General features: G+C 61.3%; 20 protein-coding genes. 11 read left to right on the top strand and 9 right to left on the bottom strand.

The window, feature by feature from the left end; translation table 11 throughout:
* Positions 1-8 precede the first annotated feature (8 nt).
* The 6 genes from BLW08_RS07195 (at position 9) to BLW08_RS07170 (ending at position 7,379) form a co-directional block, all read left to right on the top strand.
* Entirely contained in the window at positions 9-359 is a 351-nt protein-coding gene (locus BLW08_RS07195) for a hypothetical protein (RefSeq protein ID WP_090821476.1), read from the top strand.
* A gap of 36 nt (positions 360-395) precedes the next feature.
* On the top strand, positions 396-665 hold the full coding sequence (gene tatA / locus BLW08_RS07190) for a Sec-independent protein translocase subunit TatA (protein WP_090821478.1): 270 nt from the start codon (positions 396-398) through the stop codon (positions 663-665).
* Between the two features lie 6 nt (positions 666-671).
* The gene (tatC, locus tag BLW08_RS07185; protein WP_090821480.1) at positions 672-1,508 is read left to right on the top strand and encodes a twin-arginine translocase subunit TatC; all 837 of its coding nucleotides are present in this window, start codon (positions 672-674) and stop codon (positions 1,506-1,508) included.
* A gap of 24 nt (positions 1,509-1,532) precedes the next feature.
* Positions 1,533-4,508, top strand: coding sequence for a DEAD/DEAH box helicase (locus BLW08_RS07180; protein ID WP_091324113.1), 2,976 nt, complete (start codon positions 1,533-1,535; stop codon positions 4,506-4,508).
* A gap of 59 nt (positions 4,509-4,567) precedes the next feature.
* The gene (locus BLW08_RS07175; protein WP_090821485.1) at positions 4,568-6,220 is read left to right on the top strand and encodes an amidohydrolase; all 1,653 of its coding nucleotides are present in this window, start codon (positions 4,568-4,570) and stop codon (positions 6,218-6,220) included.
* 415 nt (positions 6,221-6,635) lie between these two features.
* Positions 6,636-7,379, top strand: a complete 744-nt coding sequence (locus BLW08_RS07170; protein WP_090821488.1) for a polyprenol monophosphomannose synthase — start codon at positions 6,636-6,638, stop codon at positions 7,377-7,379.
* A 75-nt stretch (positions 7,380-7,454) separates the two neighbouring features.
* On the opposite strand, the gene BLW08_RS07165 is transcribed toward BLW08_RS07170, so the two are convergent.
* The 4 genes from BLW08_RS07165 to BLW08_RS07150 all read right to left on the bottom strand — a co-directional run bounded on the left by BLW08_RS07165 (position 7,455) and on the right by BLW08_RS07150 (position 10,510).
* Positions 7,455-7,802, bottom strand: coding sequence for an RNA polymerase-binding protein RbpA (locus tag BLW08_RS07165; protein WP_011774875.1), 348 nt, complete (start codon positions 7,800-7,802; stop codon positions 7,455-7,457).
* A 274-nt stretch (positions 7,803-8,076) separates the two neighbouring features.
* Positions 8,077-9,036 (bottom strand): SPFH domain-containing protein, encoded by a 960-nt coding sequence (locus BLW08_RS07160; protein ID WP_090821490.1) that lies wholly within the window; start codon positions 9,034-9,036, stop codon positions 8,077-8,079.
* A gap of 89 nt (positions 9,037-9,125) precedes the next feature.
* Positions 9,126-9,587, bottom strand: a complete 462-nt coding sequence (locus BLW08_RS07155; protein ID WP_090821770.1) for an NfeD family protein — start codon at positions 9,585-9,587, stop codon at positions 9,126-9,128.
* An 80-nt stretch (positions 9,588-9,667) separates the two neighbouring features.
* Complete coding sequence (locus tag BLW08_RS07150) at positions 9,668-10,510, bottom strand: methyltransferase domain-containing protein (RefSeq protein WP_090821492.1); 843 nt, start codon at positions 10,508-10,510, stop codon at positions 9,668-9,670.
* 69 nt (positions 10,511-10,579) lie between these two features.
* Here BLW08_RS07150 and BLW08_RS07145 point away from each other — a divergent pair, with 69 nt between their 5' ends.
* Positions 10,580-12,595 carry a S9 family peptidase gene (locus BLW08_RS07145; RefSeq protein WP_091324111.1) on the top strand — a complete coding sequence of 672 codons (2,016 nt, stop codon included), beginning with the start codon at positions 10,580-10,582 and terminating at the stop codon, positions 12,593-12,595.
* Between the two features lie 20 nt (positions 12,596-12,615).
* Here BLW08_RS07145 and BLW08_RS07140 read toward each other — a convergent pair whose 3' ends face one another.
* Complete coding sequence (locus BLW08_RS07140; RefSeq protein WP_091324110.1) at positions 12,616-13,290, bottom strand: peptide deformylase; 675 nt, start codon at positions 13,288-13,290, stop codon at positions 12,616-12,618.
* A 51-nt stretch (positions 13,291-13,341) separates the two neighbouring features.
* Between BLW08_RS07140 and BLW08_RS07135 the strand changes: the two genes are divergently transcribed.
* Complete coding sequence (locus tag BLW08_RS07135) at positions 13,342-13,749, top strand: nuclear transport factor 2 family protein (RefSeq protein WP_090821498.1); 408 nt, start codon at positions 13,342-13,344, stop codon at positions 13,747-13,749.
* On the opposite strand, the gene BLW08_RS07130 is transcribed toward BLW08_RS07135, so the two are convergent.
* Genes BLW08_RS07130 through BLW08_RS07120 form a run of 3 tightly spaced genes read right to left on the bottom strand, consistent with a single transcriptional unit; the run spans position 13,750 to position 16,737 of the window.
* Entirely contained in the window at positions 13,750-14,880 is a 1,131-nt protein-coding gene (locus BLW08_RS07130; RefSeq protein WP_091324109.1) for an FAD-dependent oxidoreductase, read from the bottom strand.
* Positions 14,873-15,604, bottom strand: coding sequence for a class I SAM-dependent methyltransferase (locus tag BLW08_RS07125; RefSeq protein ID WP_091324108.1), 732 nt, complete (start codon positions 15,602-15,604; stop codon positions 14,873-14,875). Before BLW08_RS07125 ends, BLW08_RS07130 begins: the two co-directional genes overlap by 8 nt.
* A complete protein-coding gene (locus tag BLW08_RS07120) occupies positions 15,601-16,737 on the bottom strand; it encodes a type III polyketide synthase (protein WP_090821503.1) in 1,137 nt (378 codons plus the stop codon). The genes BLW08_RS07125 and BLW08_RS07120 overlap by 4 nt, the downstream gene beginning before the upstream one ends.
* Before the next feature lie 131 nt (positions 16,738-16,868).
* On the opposite strand from BLW08_RS07120, the gene BLW08_RS07115 reads away from it, so the two are divergent.
* The 3 genes from BLW08_RS07115 to iolB all read left to right on the top strand — a co-directional run bounded on the left by BLW08_RS07115 (position 16,869) and on the right by iolB (position 21,314).
* Complete coding sequence (locus BLW08_RS07115) at positions 16,869-19,262, top strand: ATP-binding cassette domain-containing protein (protein ID WP_175538628.1); 2,394 nt, start codon at positions 16,869-16,871, stop codon at positions 19,260-19,262.
* Positions 19,263-19,660: 398 nt separating this feature from the next.
* Complete coding sequence (locus BLW08_RS07110; protein ID WP_090821507.1) at positions 19,661-20,401, top strand: GntR family transcriptional regulator; 741 nt, start codon at positions 19,661-19,663, stop codon at positions 20,399-20,401.
* A gap of 19 nt (positions 20,402-20,420) precedes the next feature.
* Positions 20,421-21,314, top strand: coding sequence for a 5-deoxy-glucuronate isomerase (gene iolB / locus BLW08_RS07105; RefSeq protein ID WP_091324105.1), 894 nt, complete (start codon positions 20,421-20,423; stop codon positions 21,312-21,314).
* Positions 21,315-21,401: 87 nt separating this feature from the next.
* Here the strand turns inward: iolB and BLW08_RS07100 are convergent, their stop codons facing one another.
* The gene (locus BLW08_RS07100) at positions 21,402-22,436 is read right to left on the bottom strand and encodes a Gfo/Idh/MocA family oxidoreductase (RefSeq protein ID WP_091324103.1); all 1,035 of its coding nucleotides are present in this window, start codon (positions 22,434-22,436) and stop codon (positions 21,402-21,404) included.
* Between the last annotated feature and the right edge of the window lie 20 nt (positions 22,437-22,456).

Here is a 22,456-nt window from a genome sequence, read left to right as displayed (position 1 = left end):
CTACTCAGATGCCTTGGTGGTTCTGGATCCTGTTGTGGATCGCGCTAATAGCCCTTTCATTGCTTCTGCACCTGGCGCTGGGGTACCGCTTGTTCAGGAAATTCATGTCAACTGTTCATGAATTGGGCGATGCGGGTAAACGTTTCAGCAACCTTTCGCCTATGGTCGAAACCTCCGATGTTGAACGGACGGAGGACCACCCTGAGCCGGGCTCCGCAATTTTTGCCTCACCGGAGCAGATGCGTCATGATTACCTGACGGCCAAAGCCTTCCGCCAGGAAGTTCGTCGCCAGAAGCGCGTCAAGCGCAAAGCAGAGCGGGGTCAGCCCCAAAACCTGCACGACATTGAATTCAGATAGACGTAGGATGTATCCAAAAGGAAAGGACCTCCCCACATGAGGCTCGAAGGCTGGCATCTCATCATCATCATCGTCCTGGCTCTGGTGCTTTTTGCAGCACCGAAGCTGCCGTCCATGGCGCGCAGCATTGGGCAGTCGATGCGTATTTTCAAGTCTGAAGTCCGGGAAATGAAGAAGGACGGCTCTTCCGAAACGAAGGACGCCCAGGACTCTTCCGACGCCGTCGAAGGCAAGGTTGTTGGTCACCCGGACGTGAACGCCAAGAACAACGGCGAGACTGACGTTCCGCCCTCCACCCGCGTCTAGTAAGAAGTGGTTGAGACGAAGGGGCGCAAGGCCAACCCCGAAGCCCGGATGGCGCTCCTTGACCACCTCAAGGAGCTGAAGAACCGGCTCTTCAAGGCTGCAATCGGCGTCATCCTGGGAACGGTGGTGGGCTTCATTGTCTACCAGCCGCTTCTGGAGGCTTTGATTAAGCCGATCAAGGATCTCAACGAAAAAGAAGGCCGCGCCGCAACGCTGAACTTTGACGGCGTCGCCAGTTCGTTTGACCTCATGGTGCAGGTTTCGGTCTTCCTAGGCGTGATTCTTGCGAGCCCGGTGTGGATTTACCAGCTCTGGGCTTTCATCGTGCCCGGCCTTCACAAAAAAGAGCGTCGACTTGCGTTGTCGTTCGTGGCAGCAGCGGTGCCGCTCTTCATCGGCGGCGTCCTCCTCGCGTGGCTCGTTTTGCCCAACGCCGTGCGGGTCCTGACTGACTTCACTCCGGTGGGTGGATCCAACTTCATCAGCGCCGAAATCTACTTGGCCTTTGTGCTCCGGCTCCTGCTGGCCTTCGGTATCGCTTTCCTTGTCCCGGTGGTTTTGGTTGGCCTGAACCTGGCAGGAATCGTCAAGGGCAAGCAACTCATCAAGAGTTGGCGCATTACCATCTTCCTGGTGTGCTTGTTCGCTGCGATGGCTGCTCCCGGCGCTGACGCCATGAGCATGTTCTACCTCGCAGCGCCCATGCTTCTCCTGTTCTTCGCTGCCATTGGTGTCTGCGTGTTGAACGACCGCCGCCGTGAGCGTCGCGCCATCAAGCGGGCGGCCGAGACCGAGGCCACGGCGAACATCGCCACCCCGGCCTCGGATCTGGAGAATCTCTAGACATTCGGCCACTAGGCTTGATGCATGTCCTCCATTGCCGGGTCTTCATCTCCATCAGACCGTTACCAGGCGGCTGCCCAGCGCGCCGCTGAGTCGAAAACGTACCTCGGGTCCTTCGCCCGTTCGCTGGACTTTGACCTGGACGACTTCCAGCGCGAAGCGTGCAGGTCACTCCAGGAAGGGCGCGGCGTTCTGGTGGCAGCCCCCACGGGTGCAGGCAAAACAATCGTTGGCGAGTTTGCCATCTATCTCGCATTGGAACGCGGTCTGAAAGCGTTCTACACCACCCCCATTAAGGCCCTGAGTAACCAGAAGTTCTCAGAACTGGCAGCAAAATACGGCGCAGCCAACGTTGGTTTGTTGACCGGTGATACCACCATCAACGGCGATGCCCCGGTGGTGGTTATGACCACCGAAGTCCTGCGGAACATGCTCTACGCCGATTCGGAAACACTCGGCGATCTTGGCTTTGTAGTGATGGACGAGGTCCACTACCTGGCCGACCGCTTCCGGGGTGCCGTCTGGGAAGAAGTCATCATCCATCTGCCCAGCGAAGTGCAGGTAGCGTCCCTGAGCGCCACCGTTTCCAACGCGGAAGAGTTCGGCGCATGGCTGGACACCGTCCGGGGTGACACCGACGTCATCGTGTCCGAGCACCGCCCCGTGCCCCTATGGCAGCACGTCATGGTGGGCCGGGACATCGTGGACCTTTTTGCCGGCGATACCACGTTCGATGAGATCGCTCCCCGGGCACCCGGGGAGCAGGAAACCGAAGCGCCGGATCTTTCCGAGGCTGAGGAAATCGTCCGCGAGCCAGCGCCCACAGAGCACCGCAAAACATCACCCAAGCGCTCCGCGGCCAGCCAAGTTCGCCAAGCGGTCACCGGACCCGGCTTTGAGGTCAATCCGGACCTTCTTGCCATGGCCCGTTCGGAAAGCCGCATGAACATGAACGGACGCTTTGGCCATGGCGGACGGAGCCGTCGCCGCCAGGACCGCTACCGGGACGATCGCCAGCAGTCAGAACAACGCAGCCCCGTCAGGAAAGCCAGCCGTCCGCAGGTGATCGAGAGCCTGCGCCGCCAGGACCTCTTGCCTGCCATTACGTTCATCTTTTCCCGAGCAGGCTGCGACGCAGCGGTAGCGCAATGCGCGGCCTCGGGCCTATGGCTGACCACCGAGCACGAGCAGCAGATTATTGCCCAGCGTGTGGATGAAGCGAGTCACGAGATTCCCGCTGACGATTTGGACGTCCTCGGTTTCTGGGGTTGGCGCGATGGCCTCGTCAGGGGTTTTGCAGCCCATCACGCGGGCATGCTGCCCACGTTCAAGGAAGTGGTGGAAAAGCTCTTTGCCGATGGCTTGGTGAAGGCCGTCTTCGCTACCGAAACCCTGGCCCTTGGCGTGAACATGCCCGCCCGCTGCGTGGTCCTCGAAAAGCTGGAAAAGTTCAATGGCGAAGCGCACGTGAACATCACCGCAGGGGAGTACACACAGCTCACCGGGCGTGCGGGCCGCCGTGGAATCGACGTCGAAGGGCACGCCGTAGTCTTGTGGCAGCCCGGTACGGATCCCGCCGCGGTGGCCGGCCTGGCGTCGCGACGCACGTACCCCTTGAATTCCAGCTTCAGGCCTACTTACAACATGAGCATCAACCTGATTGCGCAGTTTGGGCGGGTTCGGGCACGCGAAATTCTGGAGTCCTCCTTCGCGCAATTCCAGGCAGACCGTTCCGTAGTTGGCTTGGCCAGGCAGGTCCGGGGACGCGAAGAATCCCTGGCAGGCTATGCCAAATCCATGCAGTGCCACCTCGGGGATTTCACCGAATACTCCAAACTGCGCCGGGAACTCAGCGACGCCGAGAATTTCGCGGCCCGCGACCACCAGCGTGCCCGCAAATCCCATGTGGCCGATTCCCTGACCCGGCTGATCCCTGGCGACGTCATCAGCATCCACAGCGGAAGACTGGCCGGACACGCAGTGGTCCTTGAGGTGGATCGAAACGCCCGCGAGCCCAGGCCTTCCGTACTCACGTCGGATAACCAGCTGCGCCGCATAGGGGTGCACGATCTCGAGGGACCGGTCTCGCCCCTCACCCGTATCCGGATCCCCAAATCCTTCAACGCCAAGGTGCCCAAATCGCGGCGTGACCTGGCCTCCGCAATGCGCCACGCCATCAGCGAGGACGCGCCGGAGAGCCGACGCAACAGCAGGCACGAGGACTTCGGCTTGGGAGCCCGGTTGCCGGACCAGGAAAAGAAGATCGCCGATCTTCGGAGGTCGCTGAGGGCACATCCGTGCCACGGCTGCAGCGAACGGGAGGACCATGCACGGTGGTCAGAGCGCTGGTGGAAGCTGCGCCGGGAAACTGACGGCTTGGTCCGCCAAATTCAGGGCAGGACCAATACGATTGCCAAGACCTTTGACCGCGTATGCGATGTTCTCTCGGTTTATGGCTACTTGGAAACCAGCGACGCCGGACAGGTCGCCATCAGCGCAGACGGTCAGCGGCTTCGCCGTATCTATGGTGAGAAGGACCTTCTCATTTCCCAGACGATCCGACGCGGCGCCATCAATGATCTCGACGCTGCCGAACTGGCATCTTTTGCCAGCTGCCTGGTGTACCAGGCCAAGCGGGAGGACCGGGGACTCCGGCCCAAGATGCCCTCGGTGTCGCTCGAGTCGGCCGTGGACATCGTGATCCGCGAATGGTCCCAGCTTGAGGACACGGAAGAGCACAACCGGCTGCCGCTCACCGGTGAGCCGGAATTGGGACTGATGTGGCCCATGTACAAGTGGGCAAAGGGCCGCCACCTGCAGGAGGTGCTCAGTGGCACCGATCTGGCGGCCGGAGACTTTGTCCGCTGGGCGAAGCAGGTTGTGGATCTCTTGGACCAGTTGGCCAAGATCCCGCAACTGGATCCTCGATTGGCGAGGATCTGCCGGGAATCCATCGACTTGGTTCGACGCGGCGTCGTTGCCTATTCAACAGTGGCTTAGCGCACCGCCTTTTGTTGTCTCACTGATTGACTGTTTTCAAAGCTCAAGGAGCATTACGCATGAACCAGCCAGGCGTGCCAGCCGGCCATGACCACAAGGACCACAAGGTCACCATGTATCGCAACGGGTCGATTTATACGGCCGCAGATCCCTTTGCCACGGCCATGGTGGTGGACGGCGACACCGTTGCGTGGGTGGGTTCCGAGCAGGCTGCTGCTTCCATCGCCGATTCATCGATGGAGATCATCGATCTCCGCGGTGCACTCCTGGCACCTGGCTTCGTGGATTCACACGCACACCTGACGGAGACAGGACTCGCGTTGTCCGGCCTGCAGCTGGCGTCGGTGCGGTCAGCCAAGGAACTGCTCGACGCCGTTGCCACCGTTGGCGGCTCAGGTTCAGTTCTGGGCCATGGTTGGGATGAGACGGGCTGGAGTGACCCCACACTGCCCACTCTTGAGGAACTGGATCGGGCGGCGGGTGGACGGCACGTGTATCTTTCGCGGATCGATGTGCACTCTGCTCTGGTGTCGTCCTCGCTGGCAGCAGCGGCTGGATTGAAAGGGAAGGACGGATTCTCCGGTACGGCCCATGTGGTGCGGCAAGCGCACACGTCGGCCCGGCTGGCGGCGCGGCATTTGCCTGACGGCGAACGACGCGCATACCAAGCACAGGCACTGCAGGAGGCCGCTTCCAACGGTTACGTGGCTATGGCGGAGATGGCGGCACCCCACATCTGCGGTCCTGACGATCTTCGGATGGCCGCGTCATGGAATGAGCACACGAACAGCCCCGAAGTGCTGCCTTACTGGGGCGAACTGGCCAGATCCGCGGATCACGCCCAAACCATCCTGGACAGTCTGGGAACAAAGGTACTGGGCCTTGCGGGGGACCTGAACATGGACGGTTCCATCGGCTCCCGGACGGCGTCGCTCATGAACGACTATGCCGATGCGCCAGGGCACCGCGGCAGCCTGTATCTCTCGGTGGACGATGCCGCCACACACCTTGCGGCCACGTCCTTACTGGGCGTCCAAGCGGGTTTCCACGTCATTGGCGATGCCGGACTGGGTGCCGTCCTGGACGCCCTGGATGCAGCCGCTGCCGAGGTAGGGGAGCAGCGGATCCGGGCAGCGGGCCACCGCCTTGAGCACGTGGAGCTGGCTGACCAGTCCGCTATTGAGCGGCTGGCGAAGTATTCCATTACGGTCAGTGTGCAGCCAGGGTTCGATGCCGCGTGGGGCAGGGCCGGAGGTCTCTACGAGCAACGACTCGGCGATCGCAGCCAGGCCATGAACCCTTTCGCATCCTTTTACGCCAGCGGTGTGCCCATTGCCTTTGGCAGTGACAGCCCTGTGACACCCCTGCGACCATGGTCCAGTGTTCGCGCGTGTCTGGAGCACAGCAACCCCGAACAACGAATCTCGGCGCGTGCCGCGTTCCTTGGCCATACCCGGGCAGGGTGGCGGGCTGCCAAGTACCGGAACCCGTTGATGGGCCAGCTGGTTCCGGGCGCACCGGCCAGCTTCGCCGTGTGGGAAGTCGAGGAATTGATGGTTCAGGTGGCGGACAGCCGCGTTCAGTCCTGGAGCACCGACCCCCGTGCCCGCACTCCGCTGCTTCCTGCCCTCGACACCGGCAGCGATCCCCGCTGCCTGCAAACGGTTCGCGAGGGACATGAACTGTTTGCCCATGACTCACTGCGGGCCTAGACACCGAATTTCATGACGGAGATCGGGTGCTGAACTGGACCGATGCAAGGATCCGCAGGTCAACCGCCGGTTGACAGAGTGGGGTGAGTCCGTAGCATTGAGGCTCAACGGATCATCATTGCAGAGGCAGCTGCCGGAGCTTGCTGGTTCGGCCGTGGCCGGAGCGGGCTCATGGTGGCGGCAAAGTGAGTGGGCAGGTCCACAGCGACCCGGAAAACAGTTCGTCCGGAATATCCTTGTTCGGCGCCACTGGTGCTGGGCTTGTGGACCTGCCCGCAGCTTCCCGGCAGTTGTGTCCGGCGCCACAGCGGCCCGGGAAGAGTCGTCCGGCGTCCTATAATGGAGAGTTGCGCCAGAATGCCAGCCGCCAGGCTGCTCCGGCACACTGACCGCTCCATCAAGGAAAGGCCTCTTCTTGCGTGTCCTGACGATCATTCCCACCTACAACGAGCTGGAATCGCTCCCCAAGACGCTGGGGCGGCTGCGCGCTGCTGTACCCGAGTCCGATGTTCTGGTGGTTGACGACAACAGCCCTGACGGTACGGGACAGCTGGCTGACGAGTTCGCCGCAGCGGATAGCCAGGTGCATGTTTTGCATCGCAAGGGCAAAGAAGGCCTCGGCGCTGCGTACATCGCCGGTTTCAAGTGGGGATTGGCTGCCGGCTATGACGTCCTGGTGGAAATGGACGCGGACGGCTCCCACAAGCCGGAGCAGTTGCCGCTTCTTCTCGATGCCGTCAAGGACGGCGCCGACCTCGCCATGGGTTCACGGTGGGTCCCGGGTGGCAGCGTGGTCAACTGGCCGCTCTACCGGCAGGCTATCTCCCGCATTGGCAGCACCTATGCCCGCATCATGTTGGGCGTAAAAATCAAGGATGTTACCGGTGGCTACCGGGCCTTCCGTCGCAGCACGCTGGAGGCACTCAATCTGGACGCCGTCGAGTCCGTGGGCTACGGGTTCCAGGTGGACCTTGCCTGGCGCGTGGCCAAGCTCGGCCTGCGCATCGAGGAACGCCCCATCACGTTCGTGGAGCGAGAGCTCGGCGCCTCCAAGATGAGCGGCAACATCGTGGTGGAAGCCATGATCAACGTGACCAAATGGGGACTGGCAGCACGTTGGGCGAAGCTCACTCGAAAGTCACCCGCAGCCGCTAAGTAGTTGGGCAATAACAAAGGCCGGGTCCGGTTTCCTTGAGGAAACGGACCCGGCCTTTGTTGTCTCAGTCGCTGCAGACTAAGCGGAACGACGCTCTCCACGACGCTCACGCAGGATGTTCAATCGATCCTCGAGGATCTGCTCCAGCTCGGGAAGGCTCCGGCGCTCAAGCAGCATGTCCCAGTGGGTACGTACAGCTTTTTCGTTGGCATCCACGGGACGCTCGCCGTCAACCAGAAGCGCTTCCTTGCCCGTCTTGGAAACCCACACCGGGGGGATCTCGGCTTCGGAGGAGAAGGTTACGAAGACCTGCTCGCCATCCTCGCAGCGGTACTCGACCCGCTGGCGCGGCGCCGGTTCAACGCCGGATTCGGTTTCCATGCTTTGGGCGCCAAGACGCATACCCCGCAGGCTGCGATCGCTCATGATTACTCCCTCTGTCTGTTCGCGGAGCAGGAACCCCGCGCTAGCCGTAAGCCGTTTGCACGTTCCTTACGGACTACTTCTGCACACCTTGCATCACTAATTGCAACGCCTGGCAAAGCTTTTATGTTCCATCCACACTGAACCAGCCGGACAAATATCCCATTATACGCGGATGAGGTCCCTCTACCCAAAGCGGGCCTTAAAGGCCGGACGGCCAGCCACAGAATGGCTGGCCGTCCGGTACGGGTTACTGCTGCTTTGTGAGGCGTTTCGGCTACTCGGCAGTACGGGCCGGCTGGGCCCCCTTGCCGGATTCATCACCGAAAAGGCCGGCGGCAGGTGAGTCACCGTTACTGCCTCCCAGGGCACCACCGATGCCCTTGAGTGCCTCGCCTACTTCGCTCGGAATGATCCAGAGCTTGTTGGAACTCCCTTCGGCGATCTTGGGGAGCGTCTGCAAGTACTGGTAGGCCAGGAGCTTCTGGTCCGGATTTCCCTTATGAATCGCGTCGAAGACCTTCTGGATGGCCTGGGCTTCACCGTCAGCCCGAAGGATAGCTGCCTTCGCGTCACCTTCAGCAGCAAGAATGGCTGCCTGACGCTGGCCTTCTGCGGTGAGGATCTGGGACTGCTTGGTGCCTTCCGCAGTCAGGATGGCGGCACGACGGTCACGCTCAGCACGCATCTGCTTTTCCATCGAGTCCTGGATGGAGTGGGGCGGATCGATCGCTTTCAGTTCAACGCGTGAAACGCGGATTCCCCAGCGGCCCGTAGCTTCATCAAGCACACCACGGAGCTGGCCGTTGATCTGGTCGCGGGACGTCAGCGCCTCTTCGAGGTTGAGTCCACCCACCACGTTACGGAGCGTGGTGGTGGTCAACTGTTCCACGGCTTGGATGTAGTTTGCGATCTCGTACGTGGCCGCTCTGGGATCGGTGACCTGGAAGTAGACCACCGTGTCGATGGAAACCACAAGGTTGTCTTCGGTGATGACCGGCTGCGGCGGGAATGACACCACCTGTTCGCGCAGGTCGAGCAGCGGCAGGAGCCTGTCGACGAACGGGATCAGTATGGTGAGCCCCGGGTTAAGCGTGCGCTGGTACTTGCCGAGTCGTTCTACGACGCCGGCTCGTGCCTGCGGGATGATCCTTACCGAGCGGACCAACACGATGATGACAAAAATGACGAGAACAATCAGCACAATTGCTGCTGCTGTTCCTCCTAAGCCGTCCATACATCTCCTTCGTTCCCCAATTGCGTGGTTTGATGCGGCTTTGCGCGGGCGGGTTGCCCACCCGGCAACCGACTAAATCAGTGGGCGCCTCAGCGCGGGCTATTGTCGGCAGACGAGGCGACTACCGCCGTCGCGCCGTCAATTTTGGTGACCTGGACTGTTGCGCCGGCGTCGATGACGCCAGCGGTGCTGCGGGCGCTCCATACGTCACCGCCAATTTTGACGAGTCCACTTGTGCCGCTCACGGCTTCGATGACGAGAGCTGACTGGCCTATAAGGCGGTCGATATTGGAGCGCTGTTCTTCGGGCCCCTTGTGGAGGTGCTTGAGCGCCACGGGCCGCACGAAGGCAATCATCAAGAGGGAAACAACGCAGAAAATAACAATCTGCAGCCAGAACTCGGCGCCGGCGAAGTCAGCAATCAGGCCGGCAAGGGCACCGCCGCCCAGCATGATGAAGAAGAGGTCGAGAGTCAGCATCTCCACCACTGCGAACGCGAGGAACACGGTGAGCCAGAGGGCCCACCAATTCTCGCCGAGCCATTCAAACATCCGTTCCCCCTTGGTCCCGGATCCCGCGAGGGGGATCACAGTCACTGTTCTCCCATCCTAGCCCGACGTACCGCCCCACGTCAGGACACGGTAAACACGCTGATCCGGAACATGGCCGTGGTGGTCGTGGAAGCATCGGATTCTGCCAACCCGGACAACTGCCCGGAGTGGAGATGATGGCCGGCCGGGCCCATGAAGGCGAGATCTGCTACCTCCGGGCCACTCAAAAGCAAGGGGATATCCAGGGTGTGGCTGTCTCCGGAAGCGAAATGCGCCCGCATGCTGTCAACCAGGCGTTCCTCTTTGCCATCTTCGATCCCCAGCATCCCTGTCCGGGCGGCGATCTCCGCGAGATGCCCGGGCCGCGGCGTCACCACCACAAGGGTTCCGCCCGGCCGGAGCACGCGGGCGAATTCTGCGGGGTTTCGTGGAGCAAAGACCACCATGACCACGTCCGCGGAGTGGTCCGCCATGGGCAGTGGCCGCCAGATGTCCCACACCAGGTTGGCAGCCTCCGGGTTGAGTCGAGCCGCCCGACGAAGCGCAAACTTGGAGATATCCAGGCCCACGGCGCTGGCCCCGCTCTTTGCGGTGACTGCCCGGAGATAGTGTCCGGTCCCGGTCCCGGCGTCGAGGACCAACGCATCAGGTCGCCGGAGTACGCCCTCGGCAACATCCGCAACAGCATCGGCCAGAGCGGAGTAGTGCCCGCCCTCCAAGAACCGGTATCGGGCGGCAACCATGTCAGCCGAATCAGCTTCAAAGACGGTGCCCTTGCCCGTCAGCAGGTTGAAATAGCCCTGTTTCGCGGCGTCAAAGGTGTGCCCCGCACCGCAGGCCAGGCTCCGTGGCTGATCTTCCTTAAGCTGGAACGCCCCTTGGCAGACAGGACAGCGGAGGGCAGCAACAGCATGGGACAACATGGCTCCAATCCTACGGTGGGACGGAGTGTCTGGTACCTGTGGTGAAAACACCGGGCTAGGCTCACCAGCGTGAAACCAGAGCAACTTCCCCTGCTGAATTCCGTGTCCGCCCCCGCCATCCACCCTGACGGCACCAAAGCTGTGGTCTCCGTCATCAGACCGGATTTCGATGCCGACAGCTACGTTGGACAGCTGTGGAGCGTCCCGTTGGACATCACCAAGCACCCTCGCCGCATCACGCGCGGATTCAGGGACAGTTCGCCGTCATTTTCACCGGATGGGCTTGTTCTTGCCTTCCTCCGAAGCGATCCCGATGGCAAGCCGCAGCTGTTCGTGGTGGAGGCGACCGGCGGCGAACCGCAACGGATCACGGATCAGCACAACGGCATCAGCAGTTTTATCTGGGCTCCCGATTCGCACCGGATTGCCTTCCTTGCCAGGGTGCCGGAGCAGGGCCGCTACGGAACAGTCGACGGCGTTGCTGCTGGAGGCGAAGATGCCCGCCTGATCACGAATAATAAGTACCGGATGAACGGCGTGGGATACACAGGGGACCAGCCCCAACAAGTGTTCGTCGTAGAGGTACCGGAACTGGGCGGCGAACCCGCAGTTGCACCCCGCGGGCGGGCAGCCCATGAACAGGCAGCCCGCGAAGTCAGCGGGATACCTGCAGCCAAACAGCTCACGTTTGGCGATGCCGATCACGATTCCCCATGCTTCTCCGCTGACGGGTCCCAGATCTATTTCGTGGCCGGCCTGCACCAAGGGCACGACGACGATCTGGTCACCTCCGTTTACCGGGTAGCAGCCTCCGGCGGCGAGCCAACCGCCGTCGAACCTTCAAACAAAATCCGACAGACTGTCACGGACGTCCGTACATCGACTGATGGCCAATGGCTCTTTTACATTGCCCAGGACATGGGTCAAACGGGCCGGGACTTCGTGGCACGCAACGGCATCCTCCATGTCATGCCCATCGGCGGGGGAGAGTCCGTGCCGCTGACCGACGTCGAATATCTGGATGTCGCCGGGCCTTTGGAGCCCAGCGGTCCCGCCAGCGTGCTGGTGCTCAACACGGCTCTGGGCAGCGTCGAACTACTGGATGTTCCCGCCGAAGGCGAGATTACGCCCTTGGTCCACGGCGCCCGGGTGGTCATTGGAGCAAGCGTGGCAGCCAACGGCGAAATAGCGGTCAGCTACTCGGATGCCGCCACGGTGGGCGACGTAGCATCTTTGGAACGAAGTGAACTGCGCCTGCTGACAGACTTTTCAGCAGGCTTGAGAAATAACTCACGGGTCAGCGAGCCAGTGGATTTCGAGGCATCCTCCGAGGACGGCCACCGCGTCCATGGATGGGTCGTGCTGCCGGACGGGCCTGGACCGCACCCCGTCCTGCTGAACATCCATGGCGGACCGTTCGCGCAATACACCGGCGCCTACTTCGACGAAGCGCAGGTATACGCCGCAGCCGGGTACGCGGTGGTGTTGTGCAATCCGCGGGGGTCCTCCGGCTACGGCCAGTCCCATGGCCGGGCCCTTAAGGAGCGCATGGGCACAGTGGATATGCAGGACGTCACCGCCTTCCTGGACTCAGCGTTGGCCGCCTTCGACGCCTTGGACCAGGATCGTGTAGGGATCATGGGTGGTTCTTACGGCGGATACCTCACGGCCTGGACCATAGCTCACGATCACCGGTTCACGGCAGCGATCGTGGAACGTGGCTTCCTGGATCCCGTCAGCTTCACGGGCTCATCAGACATCGGCTGGTTCTTTGGGGGCGAATACACCGGAGGTACTGCGGAGCAGATGGCCGCCCAGAGCCCTATGGCCGTGGCCGGATCCGTGACAACCCCCACCCTGGTGATCCATAGCGAAAATGATCTTCGTTGCCCCGTTGAACAGGGACAGCGCTACTACTCCCAGTTGAAGAGCCAAGGTGTGGAGACCGCCCTGTTGGTCTTCCCCGGCGAGGACCACGAACTCTCCAGATCCGGGACACCCCATCATCGCAAGCAGCGCTTCGAGCACATCCTTCACTGGTGGGCACAACACCTTCCCACGCCGTCAAACACCCCGGAGGTGTAGCCGCCCCGCTACGTTCGGCCTCAGTGGAGAAAGCCGAGAGACCTGCGGGCCTCATCGATCCCAGGGGCAGACCACCGGGCCGAGTGCTCTGCGTTGCTGGTCAGCGAACGTATTTCGGCGCGGTCCAGGTAAAGGGTTCCATGGAGGTGGTCCGTTTCATGTTGCACGATGCGGGCTTGCCAGCCTGAAAACCACTCTTCGACGGCTTCGCCCGCAGGGGTGGTGTACCGCAACTCGACGTTGCGATGCCGTGTCACAACGGCCTGGTAGCCGGCAACCGAGAGGCAGCCTTCGTAGAATGAGGCAATCTCCGTTCCCAGCGGCTTGTACTGCGGGTTGATGATGGCGAGGAATTCCAGATGTTCCCGGTGACGCACCGCCGCCGATGCCGGATCAACCTCATACTTGTCCTCCAGGACCGCCAGTTGCAACGGTATGCCCAACTGGGGAGCGGCCACGCCAACCCCGGGCGCGTCATGCATGACATCACGCATCCGGTCCACCAAGGCCATCAGCTCAACGTCGTCAACCTGGCCATCAAAGGGAGCGGCCACCTGCCGCAGGACAGGATGGCCCGCCTGGACAATGGACGGAAGATCCTCCGAATCAAGAAGTCGGCGGACAGCATCCCTGATCTGCATCGGATTGAAGTCGGTGGCGGGGTTGGGTGCCTCGTGATGAGGTTGATGCGTCATGCCTCGAGCCTAGCGCGGCAGGGGCCATGGACCATGGACTAGGCTCGACAAATGAGCGATTCCACACCCTTGGACCACGTACTGGGTTTCGTCAGGACTGTTGAAGCCGGCGGCGGAGCTGCCGAATTGCGGCCCTTCCTGGCAGAAGACTTCAAGCTCACAGAGTGGCCACATGCATTGTCCAAAACCGGCTCCACCCGAACCCTGGCAGAGACCTTGGCGGGAGCCGACCACAGCAAGGAAATTGTTGTCGATCAGCGCTTCGACGTGGTCCGGACTACTACTCAGGAAAACCGCGTGGTCCTTGAAATGAATTGGTCCGCCACACTGCTCCTCGACCTGCCACACTGGGACCGCGGCGATACCATCCGAGCCAGAAGCACTGCTGTTTTTGAGCTTCGGGATGGCTTGATCACCAGCCAGGACACCTACGACTGCTACTACACCACGCCGGAATAACTAGCGCATGGTGAAGCGCCGCTCCACCAATCCTGCCACTGCGGGAAGCTCAAGCGCAGCGGCAAAGAGCTTGTTCCTGGTGGTCATAAACTGCGGTGGCAGGGGCCTGCCCAGAGCCATGTTGAGCCCCGCCTGCCTCGACGCCCGCACTGCGGCACTGCGGCGTAACTTTTCGAACTCGCGGAGCCGCCGCCCGACATCGTCTCCCTTGAGGGAAGCGTCCATGATGGGCGCGAGTGCCGCAGCGTCCAGCCATCCCAGGTTCATGCCTTGCCCGCCGATTGGACTGATTTCATGGGCAGCGTCACCTAAGAGAATCACGCGGCCGTGAATCATCCGCTTCGCCAGACGTGAACTCACCTCAAAGGCGCTCACCATGGAGTTGCTTGCCGCATCAAGCACCTCACCCGTCCTGGACCCCACCAACTCAGCCAATCCGGCCGCCGTCGTGCCTCTATCCGGTTCGCCCAGCCTCACCACCCATCTGCGCACGCCACCCGGCAGCGGGAACGACTCCACAATCCCTTCGGGCTCCAAATAGAGCACTGCGTCACTGCCGTGCCCTGTGTCGTCTGCAAAGTCGCCCATGATGTACGAGTCCGGATAGCTTTTCGGCGCCAAGTGGGGCAGTAACCCCTGACGGATGCTGGAGTGCGCTCCGTCGGCAGCAATTGCCAATCTGGCGGTGAACTGGTGAAGCTTCGACCCCGAGTTGGCCAAGACGCGCACCGACCGGAAGTTGTCCAGTACTTCGCGGACGTCCGTACCCCGAATGATTGCCTGCGGGTCCACCTCCATGACTGCGGTTTCCAGGACTTTCTCCGTGACGGCCTGGGGGACAGCAAGGATGAACGGCACGGCGGGATCCCCGGAAAACGGGAGTTCAGCCACCCTGCGTCCACGGCTGTAGGCGATGCCGCGGCGGATGTGGACACCTGAGGCCACAAGTTGGGCGGCCACTCCGGCCCGGGAAAGCTCAGCCAACGCAGGAGGGTGGATTCCGATGGCTCGCGAACGGGTGCTTCTGTCGCTCCGGCGTTCCAGAATGCGGACCCGGTGGCCGCGCTGCAGCAAAAGTAGCCCCATGAAGAGGCCCACCGGGCCTGCGCCGACAATCACAACGTCAAGCACGTTCCTCCCGAAGCTCCGTTGACTTAGGGCGCCTGTGGACGAGCAGGTTGTGCCACGGGCCGTTTCTGTCCACAGACCAGTGCTCCGGAACCGTGGACTCCAATTCGCTAGCCGTGTAGCTGCGCTTGATGGAAACCAAGCCGTCACCACATATGTAGGAGCCCACCCCCAGCGGCCAGAAACCTGCGGCGAACAACACGTATGACACGTTGCTGCGATTGAGGTCGTTGTGCAGGGCCACGCCCCGGCATAGCGCTTCTGAGTCACGCAGAATACCCGCAAGCTGTGCGTCGTCGAGGTGGTGAAGGATGTGGTTGGACATCACGACGTCGAACGTCCGCCCCTCGGCTACCAACTCGGAGCTGTGTGCTTGGCGGTATGTCACACCCGCCGCAGGAATGGCCCGGGACGCAAACAGGTAAGCCCGCTCATCCGGGTCAATCGCTGTCACTTCAAGCCTGAAGCCATCCCTCTGGGCCCAGAGTGCCAGGTTCCGGGCCACGTCCCCGCTGCCACAACCAATGTCCAGCAAGGATGCTGCGCCCTTTTCTGCGAGCAGAGGACGCACGTAGGTGCAGTAGGTCCCGTGCCACCCCGAGAGCAGCCTGTTGACCACGGGAAACCTGGCATAGGTTTTGTTCAGCCGCTGGGGGTCGCAATCAGCTCTGTCCATCTCCTCCACAGAATGCAGATCCCTGTGTTGGAGGGATCCCCACGGACTCACAGCTCGGGGGAGACCAGCGTGAAGAGGCCAGTCTCCACCGTCAGCCCCGGGCCGAAGGCCATGGAGCAGATCCGTTCCTCGCGTTCGGTGGCGTTCTGCCCCAGCATGTATTTCAGGACAAACAGTACGGTGGCGCTGCTCATGTTGCCGTACTCCCTAAGTGTTTCCCGCGCCGGGACCAGCTGTTCCTGGGTCAGTTCGAGCTTTGACTCGACCTTATCCAGGATGCTGCGGCCGCCCGGGTGGATGGCCCAATGCGTGATGTCCCGGTAGGGGAGTCCAGCCAGTTGAGGCTCCTTGGCCAGCAGCGGCTCCAGGGCCCCGGTGATGTGTTCTTCTATGATGTGGGGGACGTAGGAACCCAGCACCATCTCGAATCCTTCATCGCCAATGTTCCAGGCCATTGCTTCCTCGCCCACTGGTGTGAGCACAGTTTCAAAATGATCCAGCCGGATCACGGGATCCGGCCCCTCCGGTTCACGGGCAGTGACGATCGCGGCCGCTGCGCCATCGCCGAAAATGGCTGAGCCCATGATCGTGTCAGGATCATTTGAGGTCCTGACGTGAAGGGAGCAAAGCTCAACACAGATCACCAGAACCACAGCATTGGGATCGGCCACGCAGAACTGCTTTGCCGCCTTCAGCGCGGGAAATGCGGCATAGCAGCCCATGAATCCGAGATGGTACCGCTGCACGGCGGGGTTAAGCCCCAGGGCGCGGACCACCTTGTAGTCGGGTCCAGGATTGAAGAAGCCCGTGCAGGACACAGTGATGACGTGGGTGATGTCGTCCAGATCGATGCCCGACGCCTGTGCCACTGCAGATTTGCCGGCTTCTACGAAGAGCTTGGTTGCTTCTGTGGCAAAGATTTCGTTGCGGACCTTGGTACTGGGGCTCAGGACCCGGTTGGTTTCGGGATCGAAGAACCGTGGATTCTCGGGATGCGCGTCCAGGCTCAGCTCTTCTACAGCCGTGTAGCGCGTATCAATTGCTGCGGAGTCAAAGCAGGTGGTCACGAGCCGCGTTCCCAGCCGGGTCAGGCCTGGCTGGGATGCGAAAACTTCACGAGCTTGTTGCTGGACGAGGATGGTTGGCGGAACTGCGGTTTCAAGGGACCTCACGTATACCGGCATGCTTCATTCTTAGTGAGTAAACCTGTGAAGACAATGGCAGAATCAAACGTACTGATCGAGGCTGGTCAGTGTGAGCCAGGCGACGCCGACGGGGGACTGTTGGGCAGCGCCGCCTAACAGATGGAGAAATGATGACAATTGCTGCGGGCACTGACACGCAATCTCCCCAGTCGCACGTTGCCGACACCCACGATCTGATCCGGGTCCAGGGTGCGCGTGAAAACAATCTTAAAGACGTCAGCATCGAGATTCCGAAGCGGCGGCTCACAGTTTTCACGGGCGTTTCAGGATCAGGTAAGAGCTCCCTGGTTTTCGCCACCATCGCGGCAGAGTCGCAGCGGATGATCAACGAAACGTACAGCGCGTTCGTGCAGGGCTTCATGCCGTCATTGGCCCGCCCTGATGTTGACATGCTGGAAGGACTTACGACGGCGATCATCGTCGACCAGGAGCGCATGGGGTCCAACCCTCGGTCAACGGTAGGCACGGCCACCGATGCCAACGCGATGCTGCGGATCCTCTTCAGCCGTCTGGGGCATCCCCACATCGGCTCACCCAACGCCTACTCCTTCAATGTTCCAACCGTGAAAGCCAGTGGGGCCATCACAGTGGAGCGGGGCGAGGGCAAGACCAAGACTGAGAAGGCTTCCTTCAACCGGTTGGGCGGAATGTGCTCGCGCTGCGAGGGCATGGGTTCGGTCAACGACTTCGATCTGACGGCGCTGTATGACGACAGCAAGTCCCTCAGTGAGGGCGCGCTCACCATCCCCGGTTACACCATGGATGGCTGGTACGGGCGAATCTTCAGCGGTTCCGGATTCTTCAACATGGACAAACCCATCGCCAAGTTCACCAAAAAGGAACTCCACGACCTCCTGTACCGTGAGCCCACCAAAATCAAGGTGGAGGGCATCAATCTCACTTACGAAGGCGTGATCCCCAAGATCCAGAAGTCCATGCTGAGCAAGGACGTCGACGCCCTTCAGCCGCACATCCGCGCGTTCGTGGAGCGGGCCATCACGTTCACCACATGCCCTGAGTGCGAAGGTACACGGTTGAGCCCTGAGGCCAGGTCATCCAAGATCAAGGGCAAGAGCATCGCTGACGTATGCACCATGCAGATCAGCGACCTTGCAGAGTGGATCCGCGATCTGGACGAGCCTTCAGTTGCTCCGCTCTTGAAGGGACTCCAGCACCTCCTGGACTCGTTCGCGGAAATCGGACTGGGGTACCTTTCCCTTGACCGGCCCGCCGGTACATTGTCCGGGGGAGAGGCACAACGGACCAAGATGATCCGGCACCTGGGATCCTCCCTCACTGACGTCACCTACGTCTTCGACGAACCCACCATCGGCCTGCACCCCCACGACATCGAGCGCATGAACCAACTCCTGCTGCAGTTGCGGGATAAGGGAAACACTGTGCTGGTGGTGGAGCACAAGCCAGAGACCATCGCCATTGCCGATCACGTTGTTGACCTCGGGCCGGGCGCCGGCACGGGCGGTGGCACTGTCTGCTTTGAGGGAAGTCTGGACGGCCTGCGGGGGAGCGACACCATCACCGGGCGCCACCTCGACGACCGCGCTTCCATCAAGAGCAGTGTTCGCTCAGCTCATGGCCAGCTGGAGGTCCGCGGCGCGTCAACGAATAACCTCAAAGACGTCGACGTCGATATCCCCCTTGGCGTTCTCTGCGTTCTCACAGGCGTGGCCGGGTCCGGCAAGAGTTCGTTGATTCACGGATCAGTGGCGGCCCGCGACGGCGTCCTGGTGATCGATCAAGGAGCCATCCGTGGTTCGCGTCGGAGCAACCCTGCCACCTACACAGGGCTGCTGGAGCCGATCCGAAAAGCGTTCGCCAAAGCCAACGGTGTGAAGCCTGCCCTGTTCAGCTCAAACTCCGAAGGCGCTTGCCCCACCTGTAATGGCGCCGGCGTTATCTATACGGATCTAGGCGTCATGGCCACCGTGGAATCCACATGTGAAGAGTGTGACGGAAAGCGCTTTCAAGCCTCAGTCCTCGAGTACAAGCTGGGGGACCGAAATATTGCAGAAGTGCTTGCAATGTCCGTCAATGAGGCCGAGGGTTTCTTCAGCGAAGGGGAGGCGCGCACCCCAGCCGCCCACAAGATCCTTGACCGCCTTGCCGACGTCGGACTGGGCTATTTGACCCTCGGACAGCCGCTCACGACATTGTCCGGCGGTGAGCGCCAACGCCTCAAGCTGGCAACGCAGATGTCCGAAAAGGGTGACATTTACATCCTGGACGAGCCAACCACCGGACTGCACCTGGCCGATGTCCAGAATCTGCTGGGAATGCTGGACCGTTTAGTCGAGTCGGGAAAGTCAGTCATTGTGATTGAACATCACCAAGCCGTCATGGCTCATGCCGACTGGATCATTGACCTTGGTCCCGGCGCAGGTCACGACGGCGGCAAGATCGTTTTCGCCGGAACGCCCGCAGATCTTGTGGCCGGCAAGTCGACGCTGACTGGAAAGCACCTGGCTGCGTACGTTTCCAAATAGCGGGCTGTTGTGGTCGTCTCGATGTGATTCAATGCGACCACAACAGCCGGTTCCAGCAACTCTCCAATAACGCCGATAATCTACATTATGTAAAGTAAACCAGTAATTACGGATCCGACGCGTGATCGCCCCTCCTCCGGACCCGGGCGCCCGGCTTCGGCGCAGTGCGTTTCTTTCTTCTGGATGCCGTGGATCTCGCCCCTGGTTTTGCCCTGACGTCATGACATGATTTCCGAGCTTCCCTCACGCCATAGCTGTGTCGCGCCCACTTGACCCCAGCCGGACGACTGTTACTATCGAGAAAAGAAAGCATGTCCTATCAAAAGAACAAATGGTGACATACTCCGGCGTCGTGACAGTGAACGCCTGAGTTGGATCTGTAACGCGGGGAGCATTCAGTGGCGAATCAACTTGGTCTCAACATCGATCGTTCCTCCCCCGTGCCCTTGTACCACCAGGTAGTGCAGGGCATCGAGGCGGCAATCCACAGCGGCGTCCTGGAACCAGGCAGCCGGCTTGATAACGAGATCGACCTCGCTGCTCAGCTCAATTTGTCCCGGCCCACCATGCGCAAAGCCATGGACGAACTGGTCCGTTCGGGCCTCTTGGTGCGCAAACGCGGCGTAGGCACCCAGGTGGTCTCCAGTCAGGTCAGGCGGCCGCTGGAGCTTTCCAGTTTGTTCGATGACCTGACGAACAACGGCAAAAAGCCCACTACTGAGGTGTTGAGCTTCTCCCACATGGAGGCGGATGCTCCCACGCTGGCTACGCTTCAGCTTCCGGCCGGTTCCAAGGTGTACCACTTCACGCGGTTGCGCAAAGTTGGTGGAAAGCCGCTGGCGCTGATGGAAAACTGGGTCCGCGATGACATCGCCACCATGGACGAATCCATGCTGGCAGCCGAGGGACTCTATGCAATTCTTCGCCGGGGTGGCGTCAATTTCCGGCTGGCTACGCAGCGGATCGGCGCGATGATCGCCAACGACTATCAAGCGCCGTTGCTGGAAACCGACGTCAATTCTGCACTGGTGACCATGGAACGAACGGCTGTGGACGATACCGGCCGCAGGGTTGAAACCGGTCACCACGTTTATCGTGCCGACTCCTACAGCTTTGAAATGACACTCGTACAGCGCTAACACGAAGGACTCCCCCACCATGACCAACTGGGTCTACCCCCTGGGCACCGCCACAGACGGCGACTGGGACATTTCACTTGGAACATCGGATTCCTCCGCCGTCGTCAATGGATGGGCCCATACCGGCCTGAAGGTCGCCACACTGGCGCCAGGTGCCGTCGTCGAGCTTCCAGCCGCGAGTGAGGAACGCATTGTGGTTCCGCTCAACGGCGCTTTTGTCGCCACCGTGGAAGGTGTCGACTATCCGCTCGCGGGGCGGCCGTCAGTCTTTAACGGACCCAGCGACGTTCTGTATTCGGGCACCGGAAAGACCGTCACCATCGGCTCAGCCGACGGCGGCCGCGTCGCCGTCGCCACGGCACCAGCGCAGGCTTCGTATCCGACTCGCCTGATCAAGGCCGCTGAGACGCCTGTGGAACTGCGGGGCGCCGGCAACTGCTCCCGCCAGGTTCACAATTTCGGGACACCCGCAGCCTTGGAGGCGGATCGCTTCATTGTCTGCGAAGTCATCACCCCGGCCGGCAACTGGTCCTCCTACCCGCCACACAAGCATGACGAGGAGAAGGACGGCGAGACCCACCTCGAAGAGATCTATTACTTCGAGACACAGGTGGCTGCAGGCTCCGGGGCACCTGACGATGCCGATGCCATTGGCTACCAACGCGTCTACGCCTCCGACGACCGACCGATCGATGTGTCGGCGGAGGTCAGGACAGGCGACGTTGTGCTGGTCCCCTACGGCTGGCACGGCCCCGCAATGGCGGCGCCGGGCTACGACCTGTACTACCTCAACGTGATGGCGGGTCCCGGTCCAGTCCGCGAATGGCTGATCAGCGATGATCCCCACCACGGGTGGGTGCGGCAGAGCTGGGACGAGCAAGAGATCGACCCCCGGCTTCCCTTCGGCGCGTAACACTGCGGCCAACTGACCAGAGACGGAAAAACTCATAAAAAGTGCCCCCTTCCTGACCGCTGGTTTCAGGAAGGGGGCATTTCCGGGTCAGCGGGAAGAACCGAGGTCCACCTTCACCGGCGCACCCGTCACCAGAGACTCTTGGGCCGCATCGGCCACCCGGGATGCCGCCACGGCGTCCTCCGGCGAGCACGGGTTCTCCCGCTCCCCCAGAATCAGTTCCACGAAGGCTGCCATCTCGGAGCGGTAGGCCTGGTTGAAACGCTCCGCAAAAGTCCTGTGCGGCTCACCGGCAGGAAAGTCAGTGGCAGCTTCGGCAGATGTCAGGGCGGAGTGCTCGTCCAGGCCCACCATCAGCGAACGGCGGGAGCCCTGAATCTCAAGCCGCACATCATGGCCGGCCCCGTTGTAACGGCTGGCCGAAACCGTTCCCACCGTGCCGTCGTCGAACGTGACCACGGCCAGCGCCGTGTCAACATCGCCCACATCCCCGATGGCCTGGTCACCATTGTTGGATCCCTTGGCGTAGACCTCCACGATCTCCCGGCCGGTCAGCCACCGAAGTATGTCGAAGTCATGCACCGAACAGTCCCGGAACAGCCCACCGGACGTAGCCAGGAATTCGACGGGCGGCGGCGTCATGTCACAGGTGACCGCTCGCAGGGAATGAATCCAGCCCAACTCACCGGATTGATAGGCGCGTTTTGCTTCGAGGTAGCCGTCGTCGAAGCGGCGTTGATGGCCGATTTGTACTACGCCATTGTTCTGCTTGATGTAATCCACAACCGGCAACGAGTCAGTGACGTTCAGGGCCACCGGCTTTTCGCAGAAAACCGGGATCCCCGCATCCACCCCCGCCCGGATAAGGTCGGGGTGGGTTGCCGTTCCGGTGGCGATGACCAGACCGTCCACGCCTGAGGCAATCAGCTCCCCCACTGACGGCAGGTACTCAGCGCCGAGGCCTGCAGCTGTTTTCTGCGCATGGTCCGTTGCCACATCTGTCAGCCGAAGGTGGATATTGAGTCCCCTGGGGTGAAGAATCCCGTTGAGCGCGCTGATGTTGTTGGCGTGCATGACGCCGATGCGCCCAACGCCAACGAGGCCGAGAATGATGTTCCTCATAGTGTCCTTTGTGGTTGAAG

The organism is Arthrobacter sp. cf158, from assembly GCF_900106835.1.
Classification (GTDB): Bacteria; Actinomycetota; Actinomycetes; order Actinomycetales; family Micrococcaceae; genus Arthrobacter.
The sequence above is the reverse complement of the archived record's forward strand: the minus strand, read 5'-3'. Positions and strand labels throughout refer to the sequence as shown.